This window comes from Tychonema sp. LEGE 06208 (assembly GCF_015207505.1).
In the GTDB taxonomy this organism is placed as follows: Bacteria; Cyanobacteriota; Cyanobacteriia; order Cyanobacteriales; family Microcoleaceae; genus Microcoleus.
Genome location: NZ_JADEWT010000116.1, coordinates 1 through 20,832, shown reverse-complemented (window position 1 = coordinate 20,832; position 20,832 = coordinate 1). Strand labels below are relative to the sequence as shown.

The following is a 20,832-nucleotide window of genomic DNA, read 5'->3' as shown; positions in this document are numbered from 1 at the left end:
TCCTTCTCCCCCCCCCTCCAGAGTCTCTAGAAACACCGCCCCTGCGCCGCGCAGTACCCCGCTGAGCACACTTTCTCCTGCTCCCTCGCTTCCCGAACCAGTCCCCGCAAATTTTACAGACCCTTCAGATCAGTCAGCGCCGGCGGGTTTGGACGTGCAGGCAAATTCCAATCAGCCGATCGTCAGCATTGAAGCCTACTTGATGCGCCAAGAACTCACCAACCTCCTCGGTAGGTTTGAAAGCGCCCTGACAGCATCTAATTCCGGGAATACCGCCGTCAATCTCAGTGCTCCTACCCCCCCTCAACTGGTGGCTGGAAGCAACAGTGCCGGCGGCCCGGCCGCCCTTCGTCCGTCTGTGATGCCAGGGACTATGATGCGGGCGATCGCCAACGCGCGGGAGGTTTTGCAAAATTTTGACCAACTCCTGCAACAACAAAAATACGCCGAGGCCAGACAGCAGTGGGTGCAAGCGCGCCAGTTACTCTGGCAAAATTACCCGCAGGAAGGGCCGCGCGTCGGGGCGGAAATTCGGGCGGTTTGGCTCGATCGCGGTACGATCGTGGCCACTAGATCTGAACAAGGTTTGGCTGCAGTGTTCGATCGGCTCGCCGCCGCCGGTATCAATACCGTTTTCTTTGAAACTGTGAATGCCGGATATCCAATTTATCCGAGTCAAGTTGCACCCCAACAAAACCCCCTTACAGTTGGCTGGGACCCGCTGGAATCTGCTGTTAAATTAGCCCACGAGCGAGGTCTGGAACTGCACGCTTGGGTTTGGATTTTTGCCACCGGAAATAAACGCCACAATGCTTTAATTGGTCAACCTGATTCTTATCCAGGGCCAGTGCTTTCCGCTCATCCAAGTTGGGCAAATATTGACAATAAAGGACGCATCCAAAATCCTAATGACGGTAAATTTTATATCGATCCAGCAAACCCGGAAGCACGCAGTTATCTACTCCAAATTATCAACGAAATTGCCACCCGCTACAAAGTAGATGGAGTGCAGTTAGACTACATTCGCTATCCTTTTCAAAATGATAACGCGGGTTTTACCTACGGCTACGGTGCTGCCGCGAGGCAGCAATTCAAGCAGTTGACTGGTACAGATCCGGTGAATATTTCCCCCAAGGACGGCAGTTTGTGGCGGCAGTGGGTTGAATTTAAAACCAATCAAATTAATAGTTTTGTCGCTGAAGTTTATCGGCTTTTGGGGCCGAATTCTCCCCGCACAATTCTGTCGGTGGCGGTGTTTCCTCACCCAGAAAGTCAGCGGATTTACAAAATTCAGCAAAATTGGGAAGTTTGGGCCCGTCAGGGTATTGTAGATTTGATTGTGCCGATGACTTATGCTTTGGATACTAACCGACTTCAGCGCGTTACGGAACCGTTGGCGAAGGAACAAATGCTCGGTTCGGCTTTGATTTCTCCGTCGGTTAAGTTGTTGACTCTCCCGCAAGTTGTGGCGATCGACCAAATTCAAGCTTTGCGCGATTTGCCGACAGGGGGCTATGCTATTTTTGCGGTGGAAAGTATCAGCAGCGCCATGCAGGGCTTTTTTAACCGCACTCAAGGGCGAGGGGTGCGTTCTACGAATGCTGCAGAACCGATTCCTTACCGGCAGCCGTTTGCAGCCGCGGCTTCGCGCTATACTGCTCTCAAGCAGGAATGGAGTTTTTTGTTGGCTAACAATCAGTTGCAGGTGTCGGAATCTGAACTGAAAGTTCTCCAAAGTCGATCGGATGAATTGGCGCAAGCTTTTAGCAAATTGGCGGCCAATCCTTCTAGTGAAAGTTTAGCGACGGCTAAAAGATTGTTGGCAAATTTTCAATCTCAGTTTCCATCTTTGATGCGCCTGCATTCTCGGGACAATAGCTATCAGGTACAAACTTGGCAAAATCGTTTGGAGAGTTTGGATATGCTGTTGCGTTACGGCGAAAGAACGGAGTTGAATCGCCGGTAAATACAGGTGTTTAGGGTGCGCGTACTCGTTAGCTACTGTTTGTTCAAACTCACATCCGAAACCATTCTCAAAAACAGGCAGGATGCCTATTCCACAAAGAGTAAATTTTCTTGTGGGGTAGGCCCGATATCTCGCCCATCAAAGCCTTATTGACAATTGTGCAATATCTAGCAACATTCTCGGTAGTTAGGACATTGATATAGCATTTCGAACTCTCATATGAGGTGCTAGGAGTGCGCCTAGGGCTCCGTGGGCAGAGGGCAGAGGGCATACCTCACCACGCTTGAGAACCGCTATACATTGCTGAAACCGATTGAAAGCACTAAATCAACCATATTACTCTTCCGATAAGATGATCTCGATTTAGGTCGATCGCACAAAATTATCGGTATAAGTAGTTGCCCAAACAATCAGCACAAATACGCTATATTAGTTTAAATATATCGACTCTACTATTTTCAATAGACTGCAGCCTAAAAAAGGAAAAATAAAACAAAAATCGCAATCGAAACTCTTCCCAATGACTAATGACTAATGACTAATGACTACTAAGAGAACCCGCACGCACCATCCACCGCCCCTACCACTGACTAATAACCAATAACCAATAACCAATAACCAATAACCAATAACCAATAACCAATAACCAATAACCAATAACCAATAACTAATAACTAATAACTAATAACTAACAACTAATAACCACTGACTAATGACTACTGACTACTGACTACTGACTACTGACTCTGAGGATGAATATGTTTCCTAAACCGCTGAATCGCTTTGCCACCAAAATCTTAGGTAAAGTTCCATTACAAACAGTGCTCGTAGTGCCTTTTTTAGTGCAAATTGTCGGCACCGTAGGAGTTGTCGGTTGGCTATCATTCCAAAACGGTCAGCGGGCGGTTAACGATGTAGCAGCTCAGTTGCGGGGAGAAATTAGCGATCGCATCAAAGACCGCATGGAAAACTATATGTCAATTCCCCACATTGTCAATCACCTCAACGTTCAAGGCATAAAATTGGGGCAGTTGAACCTCGAAGACAAACAAAAATTAGAACTTCATTTCCTCGAACAAATTCAATATTTTGATACAATCAGCATCATTTACGTAGCCACAGAAAATGGAGAACACTCTGGAGCAATTCGCACTAAAGATCGGATTCTCATCTCTGCTGCTGACAAATCTACTGGCAATAAATTAGCTCGATATACTGGTGATTCTCAAGGAAACCGCGTTAAATTAGTAGAAATCTCCAATAATATTTACGACCCGCGAATTCGTCCTTGGTACGTAGCAGCGGCGCTCGCAAAAAAACCTATCTGGAGTCCAATTTATACAGATTTTTTGACAAGAGAGCTAGCCATTACTGCTGCTATGCCTATCTACGACGCTGCGGGGAAGCTGTTAGGAATAGCTGGCAGCGATTTGCTGTTTTCCAAAATTAAAGAATTTCTCGTCAGCCTCAAAATTGGTAAATCTGGGCAAACTTTTGTGATGGAAAGATCGGGAATGTTAATTGCCTCTTCAACGGCGGGCGAAGAATTCGCAGTGCAAGGTAAAGAAGCAAAGCGCGTCCAAGCTTCAGCAAGCAACAATCCCGTAATTCGCCTAACCGCACAGCATTTAGAAAAAACCTACCAAAGCTTAGCTCAAATCAAAAATTCTCAACAGCTTACTTTTGATATTGACGGGAAGCGCAATTTTATGGAGGTAACTCCTTTTAAAGACGATCGGGGGTTGGATTGGCTGATTGTCGTAGTTGTACCAGAGTCCGACTTTATGGAGCAAATTAACGCCAATACCCGCACGACTGTTGTGCTGTCGGTTGCAGCTTTGATCGTAGCGACAATTCTGGGAATTTTTACTGCTAAATGGGTGGTGCAGCCGATTTTAAAATTGAATGCAGCGGCGAAAGCTTTGGCAAAGAATGAATGGGATACAAAGCTCGCTCTGAATCGCGAAGATGAAGTCGGAGAACTTGCGGCTGCTTTTAACAGCATGGCAGAGCAATTACAGCATTCATTTACTTCGATTTCGGAAAATGAAAACCGAGTCAAACAATTTCTCAATGCAGTACCGCTAGGCATTTTTATTGTCGAGCCCAACGGTCAACCTCACTATATTAATCCTACAGGGGAGCAACTTTTAGGTCAAGGAATTATAGCAGCAAACTCTGAAAATTTGCGACAATCCTACCGAGTTCATTTAGCTGGCACTCAGGAAATTTACCCAGCGGAGCGCGACCCAGTTTTAAACGCTTTGCAGGGCAAAATTGTAACTGTTGATGACATTGAAATCTCCTTGACTGACAAAATTGTTCCCCTGCAAGTTTGGGGCACTCCTATTTACGACGATCGAGGCAACATTATCTACGGAATGTGCGCTTTTCAAGATATTACTGAACGCAAACAGGCGGACAAACTGTTAACCGAATACAACCAAAATTTAGCAGTACAAGTTGCAGAACGTACCGCCGATTTTGCGAAAGCAAAAGAAAAGTTTTCTAAAGCTTTTCGTTCCAGTCCCAATGCGATTACGATCACGAGAATTAGTGATGGTAGTCACCTTGAAGTTAATGACAGCTTTTGCCGGATGATGGGCTACAGTCACGATCAAATTATTGGAAAAACAGCGGTTGAACTGAATTTTTGGGCGACTTTAGCAGAGCGCGATCGGATGATTCAAATGTTAAAGAATAAAACGGCTATTCATAATTACGAACTCAGGTTTCGCAATAAAAGCGGTACAGAAAGAACGGCGCTGCTGTCTATTGAAACCATCGAAATTGACGGAGAACCTTGTTTTCTGTCGATTTCGAGCGATATTACCGATCGCCAAAAAGCAGAAAACGCTCTCCGGGAAGCCGAAGAAAAGTACCGCAATATTTATGAAAACGCTTTAAACGGCATTTTTCAGACTGCTGCTGACGGAAAATACATCAGCGCTAACCCCGCTTTAGCTAACCTCTACGGTTACGAATCGTCGCAAGAATTAATCGCATCCCAGCCGAATTTCAATAACCAGCTTTATGTAAATCCCAATCGCCACGACGAATTTATTACGCTGATGAACGAGTACGGAATACTGGCTAACTTTGAATCAGAAATTTACCGCAAAGATGGCAGCATTATCTGGATTTCTGAAAATTCTCGCGCTGTCTGCGATGCCGCCGGAAGTTTACTTTACTACGAAGGTTTTATTAAGGATATTACTGATAGCAAACAAGCGGAAATCAAAATGCAGCAGGCGAAAGAAGCGGCCGAAGCAGCAAACAAAGCTAAGAGTACCTTTCTCGCCAATATGAGTCACGAATTGCGATCGCCCCTAAACGCAATCATCGGCTTTGCTCAAGTCATGCTCCGCAGTAAAACTATGTCTCAAGAAAACCAAGAAAATGTTGGAATTATCCTGCGGAGCGGCGAACATTTACTATCTTTAATTAACCAAGTTTTAGACTTGTCAAAAATCGAAGCAGGACGTACTACTATTTATGAAAGAAACTTCGATTTATACCGATTGATAGACGATTTAGAAGATATGTTTGCGCTCAAAGCTGAGGAAAAAAGCTTGCATTTAATCTTCGATCGAGAGGCGGAAGTTCCCCATTATATTTCCACCGATGAAGTCAAATTGCGCCAAGTTTTAATTAATTTGCTCAATAATGCAATTAAATTTACTTCCAAAGGGGGAGTGTCGGTGCAAGTCAAAGCAGGAAGAGGAAAGCTACACAAAAACAGCCCTAACCAATTGCCCGGTCGCTACTGGCTGCATTTTGAAGTTAGAGATACTGGTGCAGGTATTGCTGCTGAGGAAATCCCTCATTTGTTTGAAGCGTTCGTACAGACACAAACAGGTAAAGATTCTCAGGAAGGAACTGGTTTAGGTTTAGCGATCAGCCGACAGTTTGTACAATTAATGGGAGGTGAAATTACTGTTAGCAGTGAACTAGAAAAGGGCACAATATTTCAGTTTGACATCCAAGTTCATCTGGTGGAAACTGCCGATATTGAAAGCAAAAAAACTCAAGTTCGAGTTGTTGCTCTGGCAGCCGATCAGCCGCGTTACCGCTTGCTAATTGTGGACGACAAACCCCTGAATCGTCAACTTTTGGTAAAACTTCTGAGTCCGCTCGGATTTGAGTTGAAAGAAGCAAGTAATGGTAAAGAAGCGGTGGATATTTTTATGGAGTGGGAACCGCATCTGATTTGGATGGACATGAGAATGCCTGTGATGGACGGGTACGAGGCAACGAAACAGATTAAAACTACAACTAGCGGCCAAGCAACGGCGATTGTGGCTTTGACTGCTAGTGTTTTGGAGGAAGAACGGGCGGTGATTCTTTCGGCTGGTTGCGATGATTTTATGCGTAAACCCTTCCGAGAAGAAGATATCTTTGTGGCAATGGGCAAACATTTAGGAGTACGCTATATTTATGAAGATTCAACTGCCGTCAGCGCGACAGGTTTAGGGGACTCAAGTCAAGATATACTGACACCGGAGGCGATCGCCTCTCTTTCCGCCGATTGGATGGCTCAATTCAAGCAAAATATTTTGAGTGTGGACATGGAGGCGATCGCCAGTTCGATCGCACAAATTCGCACTGTCAACCCCTCTCTTGCGGACGCGCTTCAATACTGCATTAATAATTTTGAATACGACAAAATTTTAAACACAATTTCTCGCAGCCAAAAACAGTAAATACCCAATGGATTCAACTTTGCCTAACATTAATCGAGCTAATATTTTAGTAGTAGACGACACGCCAGAAAACCTGCGATTGCTGGCAGGAATATTGAGTGAAAAAGGCTATAAGGTTCGCCCGGCTCCCAACGGTAAACTAGCACTTTCTGCAGCTCAAAAAATGCCCCCCGATCTAGTGTTGCTCGATGTGATGATGCCAGAAATGGACGGTTATGAAGTTTGTCAGCAGCTCAAAGATTCTGAAATCACAAAAGATATTCCGGTGATTTTTATCAGTGCGATTAATGACGTGATGGATAAAGTCAAAGCTTTTGAAGTTGGGGGAGTGGACTTTATTACCAAACCGTTTCAAGTTGAAGAAGTTTTAGCCCGGATCGAAACTCATTTAAAAATTTGTTCGCTACAACAAATTTTGCAAGAAAAAAATCAAGATTTAGCAACTGCTATCCACGAACTGCAAGCCACCCAAGAGCATTTGATTCAATCGGAAAAAATGGCTGCACTAGGACAACTGATTGCCGGTATTGCCCACGAAATCAATACGCCCCTGGGCATTATAGGTTCCTCTATTGATAACATAGCTAATTTTTGGGACGATAATCTACCCAAAATGCCTCAATTTTTTCAAGAGATTTCTGAAGAAAGCAAAGGTTACTTCTTAAGTTTACTTTACCGATCTACCAATCAAACAAATTTATTCACCAGTAGAGAGAAACGCAAATTCAAGCAGCAGTTGATTAGAGATTTGACTGCAGAATCGGTTCAGATTCCTGATGAAATTGCTGACACTTTAGTTGACATGGAAATTTACGACAACATAGAACAGTTGTTGCCATTTTTCAAATTGCCTGATTGGGAAGTAGTTTTCAATACTGCTTATCAATTTGCGAGCTTTAAAAAAAGTATTAGCCTGATCCAAAGAGCGACAGCTAAGTCGGGAAAAGTAGTATTTGCCTTGAAAAGTTACGCTCATTTCGATAGCAAGCAAGAAAAAGTTCATGCGAACTTGCACGACGGTATTGACACGGTGTTAACTCTTTATCAAAATCAACTGAAACACGGTATAGAAGTAGTTAAAGATTATGGAAATCTACCCGAAATAATTTGCTATCCCGATGACTTAAATCAAGTTTGGACGAATCTGATTCACAATGCCCTGCAAGCAATGGATTATAAAGGTATTTTGACTCTAGAGACTCAGCAGCAAGAGGCAAATATTATTCTCAAGTTTACTGATAATGGCAAAGGTATTCCCCCAGAAGTTATTCCCAAAATTTTTCAGCCATTTTTTACGACTAAATCTGCGGGGGAAGGTAGCGGTTTAGGATTGGATATTGTGAGAAAAATTGTCAAGAAACACGAAGGCACAATTGATGTAGAATCTGTACCGGGGCAGACAACCTTTACAGTATCGCTGCCAATCTATTAAATAAAACTTACTTTTGTTTAAAAAAGAATGCAAATTTAAACCCGCGCCCCCCACTATTATGTCATGAATGATTCCAAATTGACAATCTCTATTCTCCAATGGAAAATGGTATAAGATGGGGGATAGATACCTTGTCTGCTCGCCTGAAATTAATCACCTAGCAGCAAGTCATTTTCGCAGCAAGCCGGCTAAAATCCCAACAGCGATTAAACAAATGAGTAAGCCTGTAATCCTTTGCGTTGACGACGAACCAGATATCTTGAATACTCTCAAGATGCAGCTCAAGAATGAATTTAAAGATGATTACTTTTACGAATTGGCTGAAAGTGGTGATGAAGCTTTAGATTTACTTGAGGATTTTCAAGAAGAATTTCAGGTGATTGTGGTTGTTTCTGATTGGCTGATGCCGGGAATTAAAGGTGACGAACTTTTAATTAAAATTCACCGAAAATATCCTAAAATTATTACGGTGATGTTGACGGGACAAGCGGATGCAGCGGCAGTTGAGCGGGCAGTCAAAGAAGCCGATTTATACTGCTGTTTGTACAAACCTTGGAGTAGCAAAGAGTTAATAGAAACAATAAAATCTGGGCTGGCTAAGTTATGAAAAAACCTGTAATTGTTTGTATTGACGACGAACCTGATGTTTTGAAGAGTTTAAAGATTGAGCTGAAAAAGGCGATCGGGGATAGTTGTATTATTGAAACGGCGGAAGGGGGGGAAGATGCTTTAGAGTTGCTGGCAGATTTGCAGGCAGATGAATACGAGATTGCTTTGGTACTTTCGGATTATATTATGCCGGATATTAAAGGGGACGAATTGCTCAAGCAAATTCACGAACGCTCACCGGATACGCTGACGATTATGCTAACGGGCCAAGCAGATCTGGAAGCTTTGAGCAATGCTATCAAGTATGCTAAGTTGTACCGTTATATCCCTAAACCTTGGCAAAATGAAGATTTGAAATTAACGGTAGTAGAAGCTGTTCACAGTTATTTGCAAGACCAAAAGTTAACAGATGAAATCCTGAAACGGCAAGAAGTAAATCAGGAGTTGAAGCAAGTAAATGCGGCGCTGTCTGCGAGTGAAAGCCGCCTGAATCAATTTTTAGAAGCTTTGCCAGTGGGGGTATCTGTTTACAATCCAGACGGCTCGATCGCCTATTTTAACCAGACAGCGCGGGATTTGTTGGGTGCAGACACGATCCCGGAAAGCACAGCGGAACAATTAGCTGCAAGTTATCAACTTTATGTTGCCAATACTGATGAGCTTTACCCGCCGGATAATTTGCCAGTTTTGCGCGCGCTGAAAGGCGAATTTGTCAGGGTTGACGATGTAGAAATCCGTCAGGATGACAAAATAATTGCGATCGAGATCAATACCACGCCGATTTTTGACGCTAGCGGAAATATTACTTATGCGATCGCAGTTTTTCAAGATATTAGCGATCGCAAACAAGCCGAAAAAATACTAGCAGACTACCAGCACACCTTAGAAGTCCAAATTGACGAACGCACAGAACAACTGCAACAAGCCGCCTTAGCTGCTGAAGCAGCAAACAAAGCTAAAAGCACGTTTCTTGCTAATATGAGCCACGAGTTGCGAACCCCTCTCAATTCCATACTTGGGTTTGCACAAATCATGGAACCAAGCCCCAATTTTTCTGCTGAAAATCGAGAAAATTTAAGAATTATTCACCGCAGCGGCGAACACTTGCTGACTCTGATCAATCAAGCCTTAGACTTGTCAAAAATCGAAGCGGGACGGATGGCGATCGTCCCGAAAAACTTCGACCTCTACCGCTTGCTTGATGACTTGGAAGATATGTTTCAATTTCGAGCACAGAGTCAAGAATTGCAATTGCTTTTCGAGCGCGAGGCTGACGTTCCCCAGTACGTGCGAACCGATGAGGTTAAACTGCGGCAAGTCCTGATAAATCTCCTCAGCAATGCCGTTAAATTCACACCGACAGGCGGAATAGTTTTAAGAATTAGAAAGTTAAAATATTCTGGAATAGTAGATTTATTAGATAGACCTACAGTTATGTTTGATACCGCAACAAGTATTCGGGAATTCGCCATAACTTCCAGGGAATTAGCAATAGTTGAATTAACAAAAGGTACTGAAGATTTAAATTCCGAACCGATGGTTTTCCTTCAGTTTGAAATAGAAGATACAGGAGTAGGTATTTCTCCCGAAGAAGTGGGCAATGTTTTCCAGGCATTCGTGCAGACGACTTCCGGTCAAAACGCTCAGAAAGGTACTGGTTTAGGATTGACTATCAGCCGTCAATTTGTCCGCTTGATGGGAGGAGAGCTCGTCGTAGAAAGTCAACTGGAAATTGGCACGACTTTTAAATTTGAGATTCCAGTCGGTGCGGTTTATGCTGCGGATATTCCCGAACCACAAATTAACCTGGAAGTTACGGGATTGGAACCAAATCAACCTTGCTACCGGATTTTAATTGTGGACGATCGCGAAGACAACCGCCAACTTTTAGTCAAAATGCTTTCTCCTTTGGGTTTTGTGCTGCAACAAGCCAACAACGGCAGCGAAGCAGTAGAAATCTGGGAAAACTGGCAGCCGCATTTAATTTTGATGGATGTGCGAATGCCAGTGATGGACGGCTACGAAGCTACTAAAGAAATTAGAACCCGAATACAGCAGAGAGAGCAAGAGCAGCAAGGCAACGCTCAAATGAGTGTTTCTGAGTTTGAATCTCCGATTCCGAAGATTATTGCTTTGACTGCTAGTACAATTGAAGGCAGGCGATCCTTTGCTTTATTGGTAGGTTGTGACGATTTTATTAGCAAACCTTTCCGCAAAAATGATATATTTAATAGCCTCAACCAACACTTAGGGGTCAAGTATCTCTACTCTCCCTCGACTTATTTGATGTCAAGGGGCGATAATCAATCTAACTCTCCCTCTATTGTTGCGCTTGCTTATTTGCCTGCACTTCCCGCAGAATGGATAGAGAAGATGAAGCAGGTAATCCGTAATGCTGATTTTGACTTAATTTCCAGGACAATCGAGGAAATAAGGGATGCTCATCGTGAATTTTCCGACATCCTCCAGGGTCATCTCGATAATTTTGATTATCAGAAAATTCTTAATTTAATTACCGAGGCGGAGGAATCAAATAATGCAGATGAAGGCGGAAAAAACTGAAGACTATCAAGCAGATATTTTAGTAGTTGATGATACGCCAGATAATCTGCGTTTGTTGATTAGAATTCTGCAAAAAAATGGTTATAAAGTCCGACCTGTTACCAACGGTTTTTCTGCTATAGATGCAATTCAATCTAGCGTGCCAGATTTAATTTTGCTAGATATTATGATGCCGGATATTGACGGCTACGAACTCTGTAAAAAATTGAAATCACAACCGGAATTTAAAGAAATTCCGATTATTTTTCTCAGCGCGCTAGAAGAAGGAATAAATAAGGCACAAGCTTTTGAGGTGGGCGGAGCAGATTATATCACAAAACCTTTTCAGGTGAAAGAAGTATTGGCGCGAGTTAGCAATCAACTTACTGTGCGTTCCTTGCAAATGCAATTGCAAGAAAAAAATCAAATATTGACGGCTAAAAATGTCCAGTTGCACGAGGAAATCGCCGAACGTCACCAGGTGGAAATGGAAACGAGGTTGCTGCTGAAGGCTACTCAAGCTATTAGTAAATCTGAGAGTTTTGAGTCGGCTATAGATGTGATCTTAGGTTTAATTTGCCAAACTATTGAATGGAATCTGGGCGAAGCTTGGATTCCTTGCAGTGAGGGCGTTTTAAAATGTGCTACAGGTAGGTACGTCAGCGATTCGAGTTTTGCCCAATTCCGACAGACAAATTGGGAGTTAACTTTTGCTGCTGGTGTGGGACTCCCAGGGAGGATTTGGCAGTCGCAGCAGTCTGAATGGATAGAGGATGTTTCTACTGCACCGGAACAAGTTTTTTTACAATCGCAATTTGCGATGAATGTGGGGTTAAAAGCGGCTTTTGGTGTGCCAATTTTGGCAGACAATCAAGTGTTGGCAATTTTGATTTTTTATCAAGAAAACAATCTGGAATGTCAGCCGCGCTTGTTGGAATTGGTGAGTGCGGTTGCGATGCAGCTAGGTTCGCTGATTCAGCGGAAACAAGCTGAAGCAGCGCTGAAATTGCAGCAAGAGCAAACAGAGAAATTGCTGCTGAATATTTTACCGAAACCTATTGCCGATCGCTTGCAAAAAGAGCAAAAGTTGATAGCGGATCATTTTGATGATGTGACGGTATTGTTTGCTGATTTGGTGGGTTTTACAGAGTTTTCTGCTCACAAAAGTCCGACGCAGTTGGTAGAAATTTTGAACGCGATTTTTTCGGAGTTCGATAGGTTGTCTGAGTTGCACGGGTTGGAAAAGATTAAGACGATTGGGGATGCTTATATGGTGGTTGGGGGTTTGCCGACGGTGCGGGAGGATCACTCTGAGGCGATCGCACTTTTAGCTTTGGAAATGCAGGCAGCTTTGAGAAGTTTTAATACCAAAGTTGGAGAAAGTTTTGAATTGCGGATCGGAATTCACAGCGGTTCGGTGGTGGCTGGAATTATTGGGATTAGCAAATTTAGCTACGATTTGTGGGGGGATACTGTGAATGTTGCGTCTAGGATGGAGTCGAACGGATTGCCGGGTAAAATTCAAGTGACTGCGACAACTTACGAGCGTTTGAAAGCTCGGTTTGTTTTTGAAGAACGGGGTGAGATTTCGGTAAAAGGTAAAGGAACAATGTGGACTTATTGGTTGATTGAAGAACAAAGTCAAGTTTTTTGATTTTTTGAGGTCAATTTCAATTAATATTAAAATTAGAATGAATTTACACTTTCAGGAGGGATAATCCTTTGCAGACAGTTGAAACAAAATCGCCTCAAGCATTGAAAAGAGTCCTAGTTATTTTAATATCACTGCTAGCGGTAGCGGTACTGTCGATCGCTATTTTTATCCTAATTCCCGGAGAAAAAACAATGTTTGCTGGAAAAAAACCGGCCAATATCGGTATTGTGTCAGGAAAACTCGCAGCGTGCCCTGCTTCGCCTAACTGCGTCAGCAGCTTCAGTCAAGATGCCGAACACCAAATTGAGCCTTTGGCCTACACTTCGTCGCCTACAGAAGCAATGGCAAAGCTCAAAGGGGCGATCGAGTCCTCAGCAAAGACTAAAATTATCACCGCCACGGATAATTACCTCTATGCGGAGTTCACCAGTGCTTTGATGGGGTTTGTCGATGACGTGGAATTTTTGGTAGATGATGGCGCAAAAGTCATTCACGTGCGATCGGCATCGCGTCTGGGAGAGTCGGATTTAGGAGTTAACCGCAAACGAATTGAGACACTCAGAGCTCAACTAAATCAACAGTGAGCTAATTTCTAGATATCCCGAAGCTCAGACAGCGGTTGAAACCTGGTGTTGTCAAACGATGTCCCTTCCAGCGGACTCAAGAACATAACCCAGTCTTAACCGCCCGATCGAGTCAAACCCTATCCCCCGGAGTGAGAGTTTGCCTCCATCGGCACTTTCAACCGCTAGGTATTGTCGATCGGGCTTTGCATAGCTGAGTGCGCTCGTCCCCGCACCAGGCACTATTCCTATAGTATTAAACGCCCTAAATTGTACACTTCAGACTTTAGGGAGATGTAAGTCAACCCAATTAATTTTTACTATAAATTTAATTAAACAAGCGAGGAAAAAACACATGACACTTCAAAGATTAGAAGAATTTTATCCTAACTATCAAGAAGAAATTTTTGCTGGAGACGACATCAAGGGATTTGATGTTTATGCCGGCGACTCTGATGAAAAAGTAGGAACCGTTTATGATGCTTTAGTTGATGAAAGCGGTCGTTTTCGCTATCTGGTAATTGATACCGGGATTTGGATTTTTGGCAAAAAAGTATTGCTGCCGATCGGCTCGGCCCGCTTCGACTACGGAGCTCGTCGCGTCTACGCTACAGGCCTTCGCAGCAAAGATCAAGCAGAAAGATTGCCTGCTTACAATGAATTAGAACCACTAGATTACGATCGCGAAGAACAGGTAAGAGGCGTTTACCGCAATCAAGGCACAGCCGCAACTGCCACTCCTGCCAGCTACGATCGCAGTAACTACAGCTACGATCTCGATCGCCCCCTCTACGACACCAACGAACAACAACACCAAAATCTCAAGCTTTATGAAGAACGCTTGATTGCCAACAAAACCCGCGCCAAAACAGGCGAAGTAGCAGTGGGCAAGCGCGTGGAAACTGAAACAGCACGAGCATCAGTACCTATCGAGAAGGAACGAGTCGTAATCGAGCGAGTAACGCCCGTAGAAGCGGGTCGAGTAGTTTCAGTCGGTGAAGCTGACTTCCAATCAGGAGAAGTTGCACGCATGGAAGTCTACGAAGAAACGGCCGACATTCACAAGGAAGCCTACGTGCGCGAAGAAGTCAACATCAGAAAAGAAGTTGTTCGCAGCACGGTTGAGGGCGAAGAAACCTTGCGCCGTGAAGAATTGGACATTAACACCGATGGCACTCCGGTTGTAGATAATAAAAAGATCTAAACCAACTGCAGCAGGTATTGAATAGGAATTGCGGATTAATCACATAATTCTGTCACATCGCTGGTTGAAATTGTGCGATAGTCGCGCAATTCCTAGATGCAGACGGCGGTTGAAATCAGCTTTACAAAAACTTTCGTCCGTGCCAAACGGGCTCAAGAAAATAACGTAATTTTAACCGCCCGTTCTTCACCCCGCTACTGTCGGGTGAAAGACAAGTATAAACCTGGTTTCCACCGCCCCGTCTTTTTAGCAGGAAAATTTAAAAATGAACGGTCAAGCATCAGCCGAAAAAATAGCAGCGGCAAAATCAATTACTCGTCTCAACCGGGTACCGGAAAAAGTCAGAACTAAGCTAAAAAGTTTTACAGTAAAAGACAATCAAGGTCACTTGGTAGGTAAAATAAAAGATGTATATTTTGATGAAAGCGGTCAACTCAATTTTGTGGTAGCAGGGCTAGGCAGCGAGAAAGCTCGGATATTTTTAGTGAGTATTAAGCTGCTAAAAAAAGTAGATTATCACCAAAAATCTTTGTTTGTAAGTGTTAATTCAGATGAAGTCGATCGGCTACCGGGAATTTCGGCAAATAGCGAGGCTCAGTCTGTAGAAAATTCCTCAGAAGCCCTGAATGAATTAACCAATAGCGAGTCAACTAAACCCTCAAAAGTTATGTCAAATCTAACAGATGCCGATCGCCAAAATGAGAATTTGGAGACGAGTGAAGAGGATGAAGACTTTGATATTGTCGATCGAGAAGTAATTCGCCTGCTAGAAGAACGATTGGTGATCAATCGCAGCAAGCGCAAAGTCGGCGAAGTCATTGTCCGCAAAGAAATTGAAACTCGGATGGTACAAGTGCCCATCCAGTGGGAAAAGCTAATTGTCGAACAAGTCGGCGACGATCCGAAGGTGTTGGCCGAAATAGATTTGGGCGAGGGAAGCATCACCGGTATAGATTTGGCGGGAATTAAGCACGATCGCGATGAACCGACAGTTAAGGCTGAGTTTACCTCGGTGCAGAAAGCCAGCAAAATCTTAAATTCGATCGCCTCTCAACCCCGCCACGGTTGCGTAAAAGTCCGCCTCGAACTCGTTCTGGAGAACCCGCAACTAGAGGAAACTTACCAAAAATGGATGACGGAAAGCCACTCCGACAGTTAAATAAAATTAGTTTGTAGCAAGGAATGCAAGTCCTCTGATTTTTATGAGGACTTGCATTCCTTACTAGCAACACCTATAAATTTTGAGCGATCGGCATACCGACCAAATCTTACCAAATTGCGGTAAAATCGTGGTGGTCAAATTTACAAGTATTTGAAAATGCCCAGCACCATCTCCGACATTAAAGTAAAAACGATCGCAGGCGCAGACAAGCAGCTAGGAGAGTACGCTGGTAAGGTACTCTTGATAGTTAACGTAGCTTCTCAATGCGGCTATACACCTCAATACAAAGGACTCGAAGAATTGAGCCAGAAATACAGCGCTGCTGGACTCCGCGTTTTAGGATTTCCCTGCAACGACTTCGGAGCACAAGAACCTGGAAGTAACGCAGAAATAGTCAATTTCTGTACTACCAAATACGGAGTCAGCTTTGAATTGTTTGACAAAGTACGCGCCAAAGGCAGTCAGCAGCATCCGCTGTACGCTAAACTTACGAGTGAAGCCGACCCCAAGGGTGATGTTTCCTGGAATTTTGAGAAATTCTTAGTTAACAAACAAGGTGAAGTAGTTGCCAGATTCCGCAGCAGCGTAGGCCCAGATTCCCCCGAACTGATCGCCGCCATTGAAAAAGAATTGGCAAAATAAGCAGTTCGGTAACGAATTTTTCAACAGATATAACAGATGGATGTTTAGTTATTGTATGGTGCGTCTGGGGTGAATGTTTTGCATACAGACTAACAATTTTCCCCCAGACGCACCATACTACGATTAGTTGACTTATTTTTGCTTCTCTTCCCCATTGTTGAGAAGTAATCAGCAATTAATAAATACTGATGATTGAATTATTTAATTGGAGAATCGTTTAATTTAATGGAAAATACATCGGGATTAGATTTAGCTGTAGGCTTACTAGCCTTCGCGATTCTGGGAGGTGGGCTGGCCATGCTGTTTGTAGGTATGGCATCATTCCCTAAAGAAAAGTAATAATAATTGAGATTATATCCTGACTGCGACTCCAATCAAATTGGTTCGTAGTGAGGACTTCAGTCCTCCAATTTCTATGAAAAGTGAAGTCCGTACCATTAAAATTTGAATAAATTTAAAAGCATTCATTTTTATAGCAACGGCCAAAAAAATTAGGAAGTTCTTAATTTCTGAAAGCCTTGATTTGATGGTTGATTTCTTCTTCCTAATGACTAATGACCAATGACTACTAACTAATGACTGAGGGCGGATATTTCCTTTTTCTGTAGTCATTTCTATCCTACAGCACTTCCAGATGTTGTGAGGTACAATAGAATCGACTAAAAATAATATACTAATGAAAGCATACTCAGTAGATTTGCGAGCCTTTCATAGTAGCAGCCCATCTACAGCAGAAGCTGTCGATCGGAAAAACAGCAAAAATATTTGCCTGCAGTAACATCTTAGTTCAAAAACTTATAAATAAACAAAAAATCGAGGGAATTTACAGCCTAAACCTAGGGGTAAACCCAGATTCAGTCATTTGAATAATGCGTCAAAAGAGTTGAGAGAAATAGTGGCAGTACATCCCGATACAACCTTGGTAGAATTGTGTGAGTTATTCGCCCAAAAGACAGGAAATTTGGTGGTAGAACAGCCATGTGTAACGCCTTACAAAAGTTGGGATTATAATCGCAAAAAAAATAGTAAGAAGTAGCCAATTCGGCACTGAAAGAGTCATGAAATTAAGGTTAGAGTAGGGGGGAAAGTCAAGCATATCGACACAAAAAATCTAGTATTTTTAGATGAAACTGGAGTATTACACTTGTTTAACAAGAACTCATGCTTCCAACGAGGCAAAGCGAGCCTATATGGATAACTTACCAGCGCCTAAAGTAGATTCAATTAAGCCTATGATTGAAGCGGTGGGTGCTTCTGTCTTGTGTTTGTCTCCATACTCTCCTGATTTTAATCCAATTGAATTATGGTGGTCGCAACTCAAATCTTTATTGCGACAGTTTTCACCAACCAGCACTAAAATGGTTGAAACGATAATTGCTGTGGCTATTGACTTAATTAATCCGAAACATCTCCAAAACTGGTTTACTAATTGCTGCTACTGTACCTCATAATATCCGGAAGTGCTGTATGTCATAAATATGGCTGATTCACAGATGGTCAGAAACCGGGTTTTTTCCAAAAATCTTTGGTTCTTACCGACAGATTAGGTCAAAAACCCGGTTTCTTTGGCGGAGTGCGTAACTCTTTTTAGTTAAACTGGAGTGCAACTTTTGACCCCATCGCTCTTGACAAATTCTTGATAAATCGATTCATCACCAAAAAAGTCGATCGCACTCTTAGGTTTTGCCATTCTCCCATCCAGCTACACTCAAAACGGGCGATCCTCTTCGTCGATCGGCCTCCCGCAGGCGCGCGCTTCCCTAACGCACCTACCCTCAAAAAAAGCGATCGCACCCGCCGCCCCTCCATAGCTGAGCCAGCTCTCATTTACTTTGCATATCGTAATGATTAGGCAGAGCTATCCTTTTTTCTCAGTGCCTTTTTGCTGCTCCCTCGTGGTTTTACACCAATAATTAAATGCGTATAACCTAATCTGCAAGCAGTCAAAAGTTTTGTTACAATGGGTACGCTGTTACAAAACGTAACTTATGCTGATTTCTATTTTAATAATTGACGTGGCCCTAGTTGCCTGGTCCTTGCACCTAATGCAAGAGGCGATCGCGCAACGGGAATTTTCACTAATCCTAGCCGGCATCCTAGTCGCGGTCTCAGCCGCAGCCCTGATCGTCGTCTACTTCCTCATGGGCTCTTGCTTGAGCCATTTAACCGCAATATCCCAACACACTTATTAAATAATCCTAGGGATTCGTTCATTGAAAAGCAGCCAGGAGATTTTAAAAAAAGTCCAAAGCCTTGCCAGTTCAAGGCTTCAAACTATTTTTTCAAAAAGGCTTGACAAACATTACTCCATTAAGGCATGATTGAGAGCGCGAAAAGAAAGGGGAATTAGCTCAGTTGGTAGAGCACTACAATGGCATTGTAGGGGTCAGCGGTTCGAGCCCGCTATTCTCCATAAACAAGATTAGAGCAACAAAATTAGATCGGACGGCGGTTGAAAGTGCCAGCGTCTTCTTAAATTCGATCGCACTTTCCCGTAAAATTAAAACAATCTACCCGCAAAAAAAGCAATTATCCCGTGGCAAAGTCAACTGAACCCAACAATCCAGAGAGGCCGAGCCAGCTTGCGCGATCGCCTCTGTACGACCTATCATTACAGCTCAAAGGTCGGATGGTACCATTTTCCGGGTGGGAGATGGCAGTGCAGTACGCAGGCATCAGCAGCGAACACCAAGCAGTACGCCAACAAGCTGGAATGTTCGACATTTCCCACATGGGAAAATTCTGCTTGAAAGGGAAACAACTAATCGAAAAATTTCAACCCTTAGTACCCTCAGACTTGAGTCGCTTGCAACCAGGTCAAGCTCAATATACAGTCTTATTAAATAACCAAGGCTGCATCATAGACGACATTATTTTCTACTGCCAAGAACCCGACGCGAACACCAACGAAGAACGTGCAACAATCATTGTCAACGCCGCCACTCGCATCACAGACAAAGCCTGGATAGAAGCCCACTTAGCATCTAGCGAAATTAGTTTTACCGACATCTCCAAAGACCAAGTTTTAATTGCAATTCAAGGCCAGGAAGCTGTCAACCATCTCCAGCCTTTTGTGGAAGACAACCTAGCACAAATTAAAGCCTTCGGACACTTAGAAACAAAACTGTTAGGACAGCCGAGTTTTATCGCCCGAACTGGTTACACCGGCGAAGATGGATTTGAAATCATGGTGGATATAGAAACAGGCAAAAAACTCTGGCAAAAATTCCTCGATGCTGGCGTTGTTCCCTGCGGATTGGGGGCCAGAGATACCTTGCGTTTAGAAGCAGGAATGGCACTTTACGGTCAAGATATCGACGACAGTACCACACCTTTTGAAGCTGGATTGGGTTGGGTAGTTCACCTCGACAGCAAAGGCGATTTTATTGGGCGCGAGGTTTTGGAACAGCAAAAAGCCAATGGAGTATCGAAGCGGTTGGTAGGGTTAGAAATGGAAGGGCGACACATTGCGCGCCACGGCTATCCGATAATATTTGAAAGCGAAACAGTAGGAGAAGTTACTAGCGGTACATTGTCGCCTACCTTGAATCGGGCCGTCGCCCTCGCGATGCTTCCGGTAAAATTAGCGAAAATCGGCCAGCGGTTAGAAGTCGAGATTCGCGGGAAAAATTATCCCGCGACGGTGGTTAAAAAACCATTTTATCGCTCTCCCAACCGCCCCAATTAAATGTAGAGTGCGTCAGCTTAAATTATCTGCGCCAGACAAGATAGCAGAGATATTTGATTTATATGACAACCGCAGATGTCAGGCAGATGCAACACAGATAAACGCAGATGCTTTTAACAAAGGAAAGCGAAGGGATGCCAGAAGTCTGCTGCAAATTGAGAAAATCGCCCTCTGACGCACCGTGGGAGTTTCAGATATTAAACGCCCATAATTTAATAAGATTTAACTGATACTTTTTGATTGCAAGGAATTGACATGGCACAAACATACCCTGATGACCTGAAATACTTAGACACCCACGAATACATCCGACTCGAAGGGGAAATCGCCACCATCGGGATTAGCGCTTTTGCCGTTGACCAACTCGGCGATATTGTATTTCTAGATTTGCCAGAAGTCGGCGCAGGGCTGGAAAAGGGCGAAGCTTTCGGTACAGTCGAGTCTGTGAAAGCAGTTGAAGATTTGAAAGCGCCTGTTACGGGTACAGTCGTAGAACGCAACGATGACATTATAGAGTCTCCCGAAAACTTGGCGGAAGACCCCTATGGGGCTGGCTGGCTGCTGAAAGTGCGCGTTGACAATCTCAGCGACGCCAGTGATGCTTTGTCTGTCGAAGAGTACCGCAAAATGGTGGAAGGGGAATAGGGGAGAGGGGGAGAGTGGGAGAG

At 43.6% G+C, this 20,832-nt stretch carries 15 protein-coding genes, 1 tRNA gene and 1 pseudogene; 16 read left to right on the top strand and 1 reads right to left on the bottom strand.

What is annotated here, in order from left to right:
* From IQ263_RS23540 to IQ263_RS30125, 12 genes and pseudogenes are all read left to right on the top strand, one after another.
* The coding region (locus IQ263_RS23540; RefSeq protein ID WP_194070559.1) for a glycoside hydrolase family 10-like protein at positions 1 to 1,966 on the top strand (1,966 nt) is incomplete at its 5' end.
* A gap of 758 nt (positions 1,967 to 2,724) precedes the next feature.
* Positions 2,725 to 6,669: a PAS domain S-box protein gene (locus IQ263_RS23535; protein WP_194070558.1), complete on the top strand. Its 3,945-nt coding sequence runs from the start codon at positions 2,725 to 2,727 to the stop codon at positions 6,667 to 6,669.
* A gap of 7 nt (positions 6,670 to 6,676) precedes the next feature.
* On the top strand, positions 6,677 to 8,101 hold the full coding sequence (locus IQ263_RS23530; RefSeq protein ID WP_194070557.1) for a hybrid sensor histidine kinase/response regulator: 1,425 nt from the start codon (positions 6,677 to 6,679) through the stop codon (positions 8,099 to 8,101).
* Between the two features lie 214 nt (positions 8,102 to 8,315).
* Positions 8,316 to 8,708: a response regulator gene (locus tag IQ263_RS23525; RefSeq protein WP_194070556.1), complete on the top strand. Its 393-nt coding sequence runs from the start codon at positions 8,316 to 8,318 to the stop codon at positions 8,706 to 8,708.
* Positions 8,705 to 11,272 carry a response regulator gene (locus IQ263_RS23520; RefSeq protein WP_194070555.1) on the top strand — a complete coding sequence of 856 codons (2,568 nt, stop codon included), beginning with the start codon at positions 8,705 to 8,707 and terminating at the stop codon, positions 11,270 to 11,272. The genes IQ263_RS23525 and IQ263_RS23520 overlap by 4 nt, the downstream gene beginning before the upstream one ends.
* The gene (locus IQ263_RS23515) at positions 11,247 to 12,905 is read left to right on the top strand and encodes an adenylate/guanylate cyclase domain-containing protein (protein WP_194070554.1); all 1,659 of its coding nucleotides are present in this window, start codon (positions 11,247 to 11,249) and stop codon (positions 12,903 to 12,905) included. Before IQ263_RS23520 ends, IQ263_RS23515 begins: the two co-directional genes overlap by 26 nt.
* Positions 12,906 to 12,973: 68 nt before the next feature.
* A complete protein-coding gene (locus IQ263_RS23510) occupies positions 12,974 to 13,489 on the top strand; it encodes a DUF1499 domain-containing protein (protein WP_194070553.1) in 516 nt (171 codons plus the stop codon).
* Positions 13,490 to 13,823: 334 nt separating this feature from the next.
* Positions 13,824 to 14,672: a DUF2382 domain-containing protein gene (locus IQ263_RS23505; protein WP_194070552.1), complete on the top strand. Its 849-nt coding sequence runs from the start codon at positions 13,824 to 13,826 to the stop codon at positions 14,670 to 14,672.
* Between the two features lie 265 nt (positions 14,673 to 14,937).
* Positions 14,938 to 15,831, top strand: a complete 894-nt coding sequence (locus tag IQ263_RS23500) for a YsnF/AvaK domain-containing protein (protein WP_194070551.1) — start codon at positions 14,938 to 14,940, stop codon at positions 15,829 to 15,831.
* A 159-nt stretch (positions 15,832 to 15,990) separates the two neighbouring features.
* On the top strand, positions 15,991 to 16,476 hold the full coding sequence (locus IQ263_RS23495) for a glutathione peroxidase (protein ID WP_194070550.1): 486 nt from the start codon (positions 15,991 to 15,993) through the stop codon (positions 16,474 to 16,476).
* Positions 16,477 to 16,668: 192 nt separating this feature from the next.
* Complete coding sequence (locus tag IQ263_RS23490; RefSeq protein WP_194070560.1) at positions 16,669 to 16,815, top strand: hypothetical protein; 147 nt, start codon at positions 16,669 to 16,671, stop codon at positions 16,813 to 16,815.
* An 887-nt stretch (positions 16,816 to 17,702) separates the two neighbouring features.
* A pseudogene (locus tag IQ263_RS30125) lies at positions 17,703 to 17,811 on the top strand (transposase); the annotation flags it as partial.
* 252 nt (positions 17,812 to 18,063) lie between these two features.
* Here IQ263_RS30125 and IQ263_RS23480 read toward each other — a convergent pair.
* Positions 18,064 to 18,303 carry a hypothetical protein gene (locus tag IQ263_RS23480; RefSeq protein ID WP_194070548.1) on the bottom strand — a complete coding sequence of 80 codons (240 nt, stop codon included), beginning with the start codon at positions 18,301 to 18,303 and terminating at the stop codon, positions 18,064 to 18,066.
* Positions 18,304 to 18,464: 161 nt separating this feature from the next.
* On the opposite strand from IQ263_RS23480, the gene IQ263_RS23475 reads away from it, so the two are divergent.
* From IQ263_RS23475 to gcvH, 4 genes are all read left to right on the top strand, one after another.
* The gene (locus tag IQ263_RS23475; protein WP_194070547.1) at positions 18,465 to 18,668 is read left to right on the top strand and encodes a hypothetical protein; all 204 of its coding nucleotides are present in this window, start codon (positions 18,465 to 18,467) and stop codon (positions 18,666 to 18,668) included.
* A 148-nt stretch (positions 18,669 to 18,816) separates the two neighbouring features.
* Positions 18,817 to 18,889 (top strand) — tRNA-Ala (locus IQ263_RS23470).
* Between the two features lie 123 nt (positions 18,890 to 19,012).
* Complete coding sequence (gcvT, locus tag IQ263_RS23465; protein WP_194070546.1) at positions 19,013 to 20,164, top strand: glycine cleavage system aminomethyltransferase GcvT; 1,152 nt, start codon at positions 19,013 to 19,015, stop codon at positions 20,162 to 20,164.
* Between the two features lie 255 nt (positions 20,165 to 20,419).
* Entirely contained in the window at positions 20,420 to 20,809 is a 390-nt protein-coding gene (gene gcvH / locus IQ263_RS23460; RefSeq protein ID WP_194070545.1) for a glycine cleavage system protein GcvH, read from the top strand.
* Positions 20,810 to 20,832: the final 23 nt, after the last annotated feature.

Coding starts and splice junctions, on each gene's coding strand:
- IQ263_RS23535 (WP_194070558.1), top strand. CDS start 2,725: ATGTTTCCTAAACCGCTGAATCGCTTTGCCACCAAAATCTTAGGTAAA.
- IQ263_RS23530 (WP_194070557.1), top strand. CDS start 6,677: ATGGATTCAACTTTGCCTAACATTAATCGAGCTAATATTTTAGTAGTA.
- IQ263_RS23525 (WP_194070556.1), top strand. CDS start 8,316: ATGAGTAAGCCTGTAATCCTTTGCGTTGACGACGAACCAGATATCTTG.
- IQ263_RS23520 (WP_194070555.1), top strand. CDS start 8,705: ATGAAAAAACCTGTAATTGTTTGTATTGACGACGAACCTGATGTTTTG.
- IQ263_RS23515 (WP_194070554.1), top strand. CDS start 11,247: ATGCAGATGAAGGCGGAAAAAACTGAAGACTATCAAGCAGATATTTTA.
- IQ263_RS23505 (WP_194070552.1), top strand. CDS start 13,824: ATGACACTTCAAAGATTAGAAGAATTTTATCCTAACTATCAAGAAGAA.
- IQ263_RS23500 (WP_194070551.1), top strand. CDS start 14,938: ATGAACGGTCAAGCATCAGCCGAAAAAATAGCAGCGGCAAAATCAATT.
- IQ263_RS23495 (WP_194070550.1), top strand. CDS start 15,991: ATGCCCAGCACCATCTCCGACATTAAAGTAAAAACGATCGCAGGCGCA.
- IQ263_RS23480 (WP_194070548.1), bottom strand. CDS start 18,303: ATGAGAGCTGGCTCAGCTATGGAGGGGCGGCGGGTGCGATCGCTTTTT.
- IQ263_RS23475 (WP_194070547.1), top strand. CDS start 18,465: ATGCTGATTTCTATTTTAATAATTGACGTGGCCCTAGTTGCCTGGTCC.
- gcvH (WP_194070545.1), top strand. CDS start 20,420: ATGGCACAAACATACCCTGATGACCTGAAATACTTAGACACCCACGAA.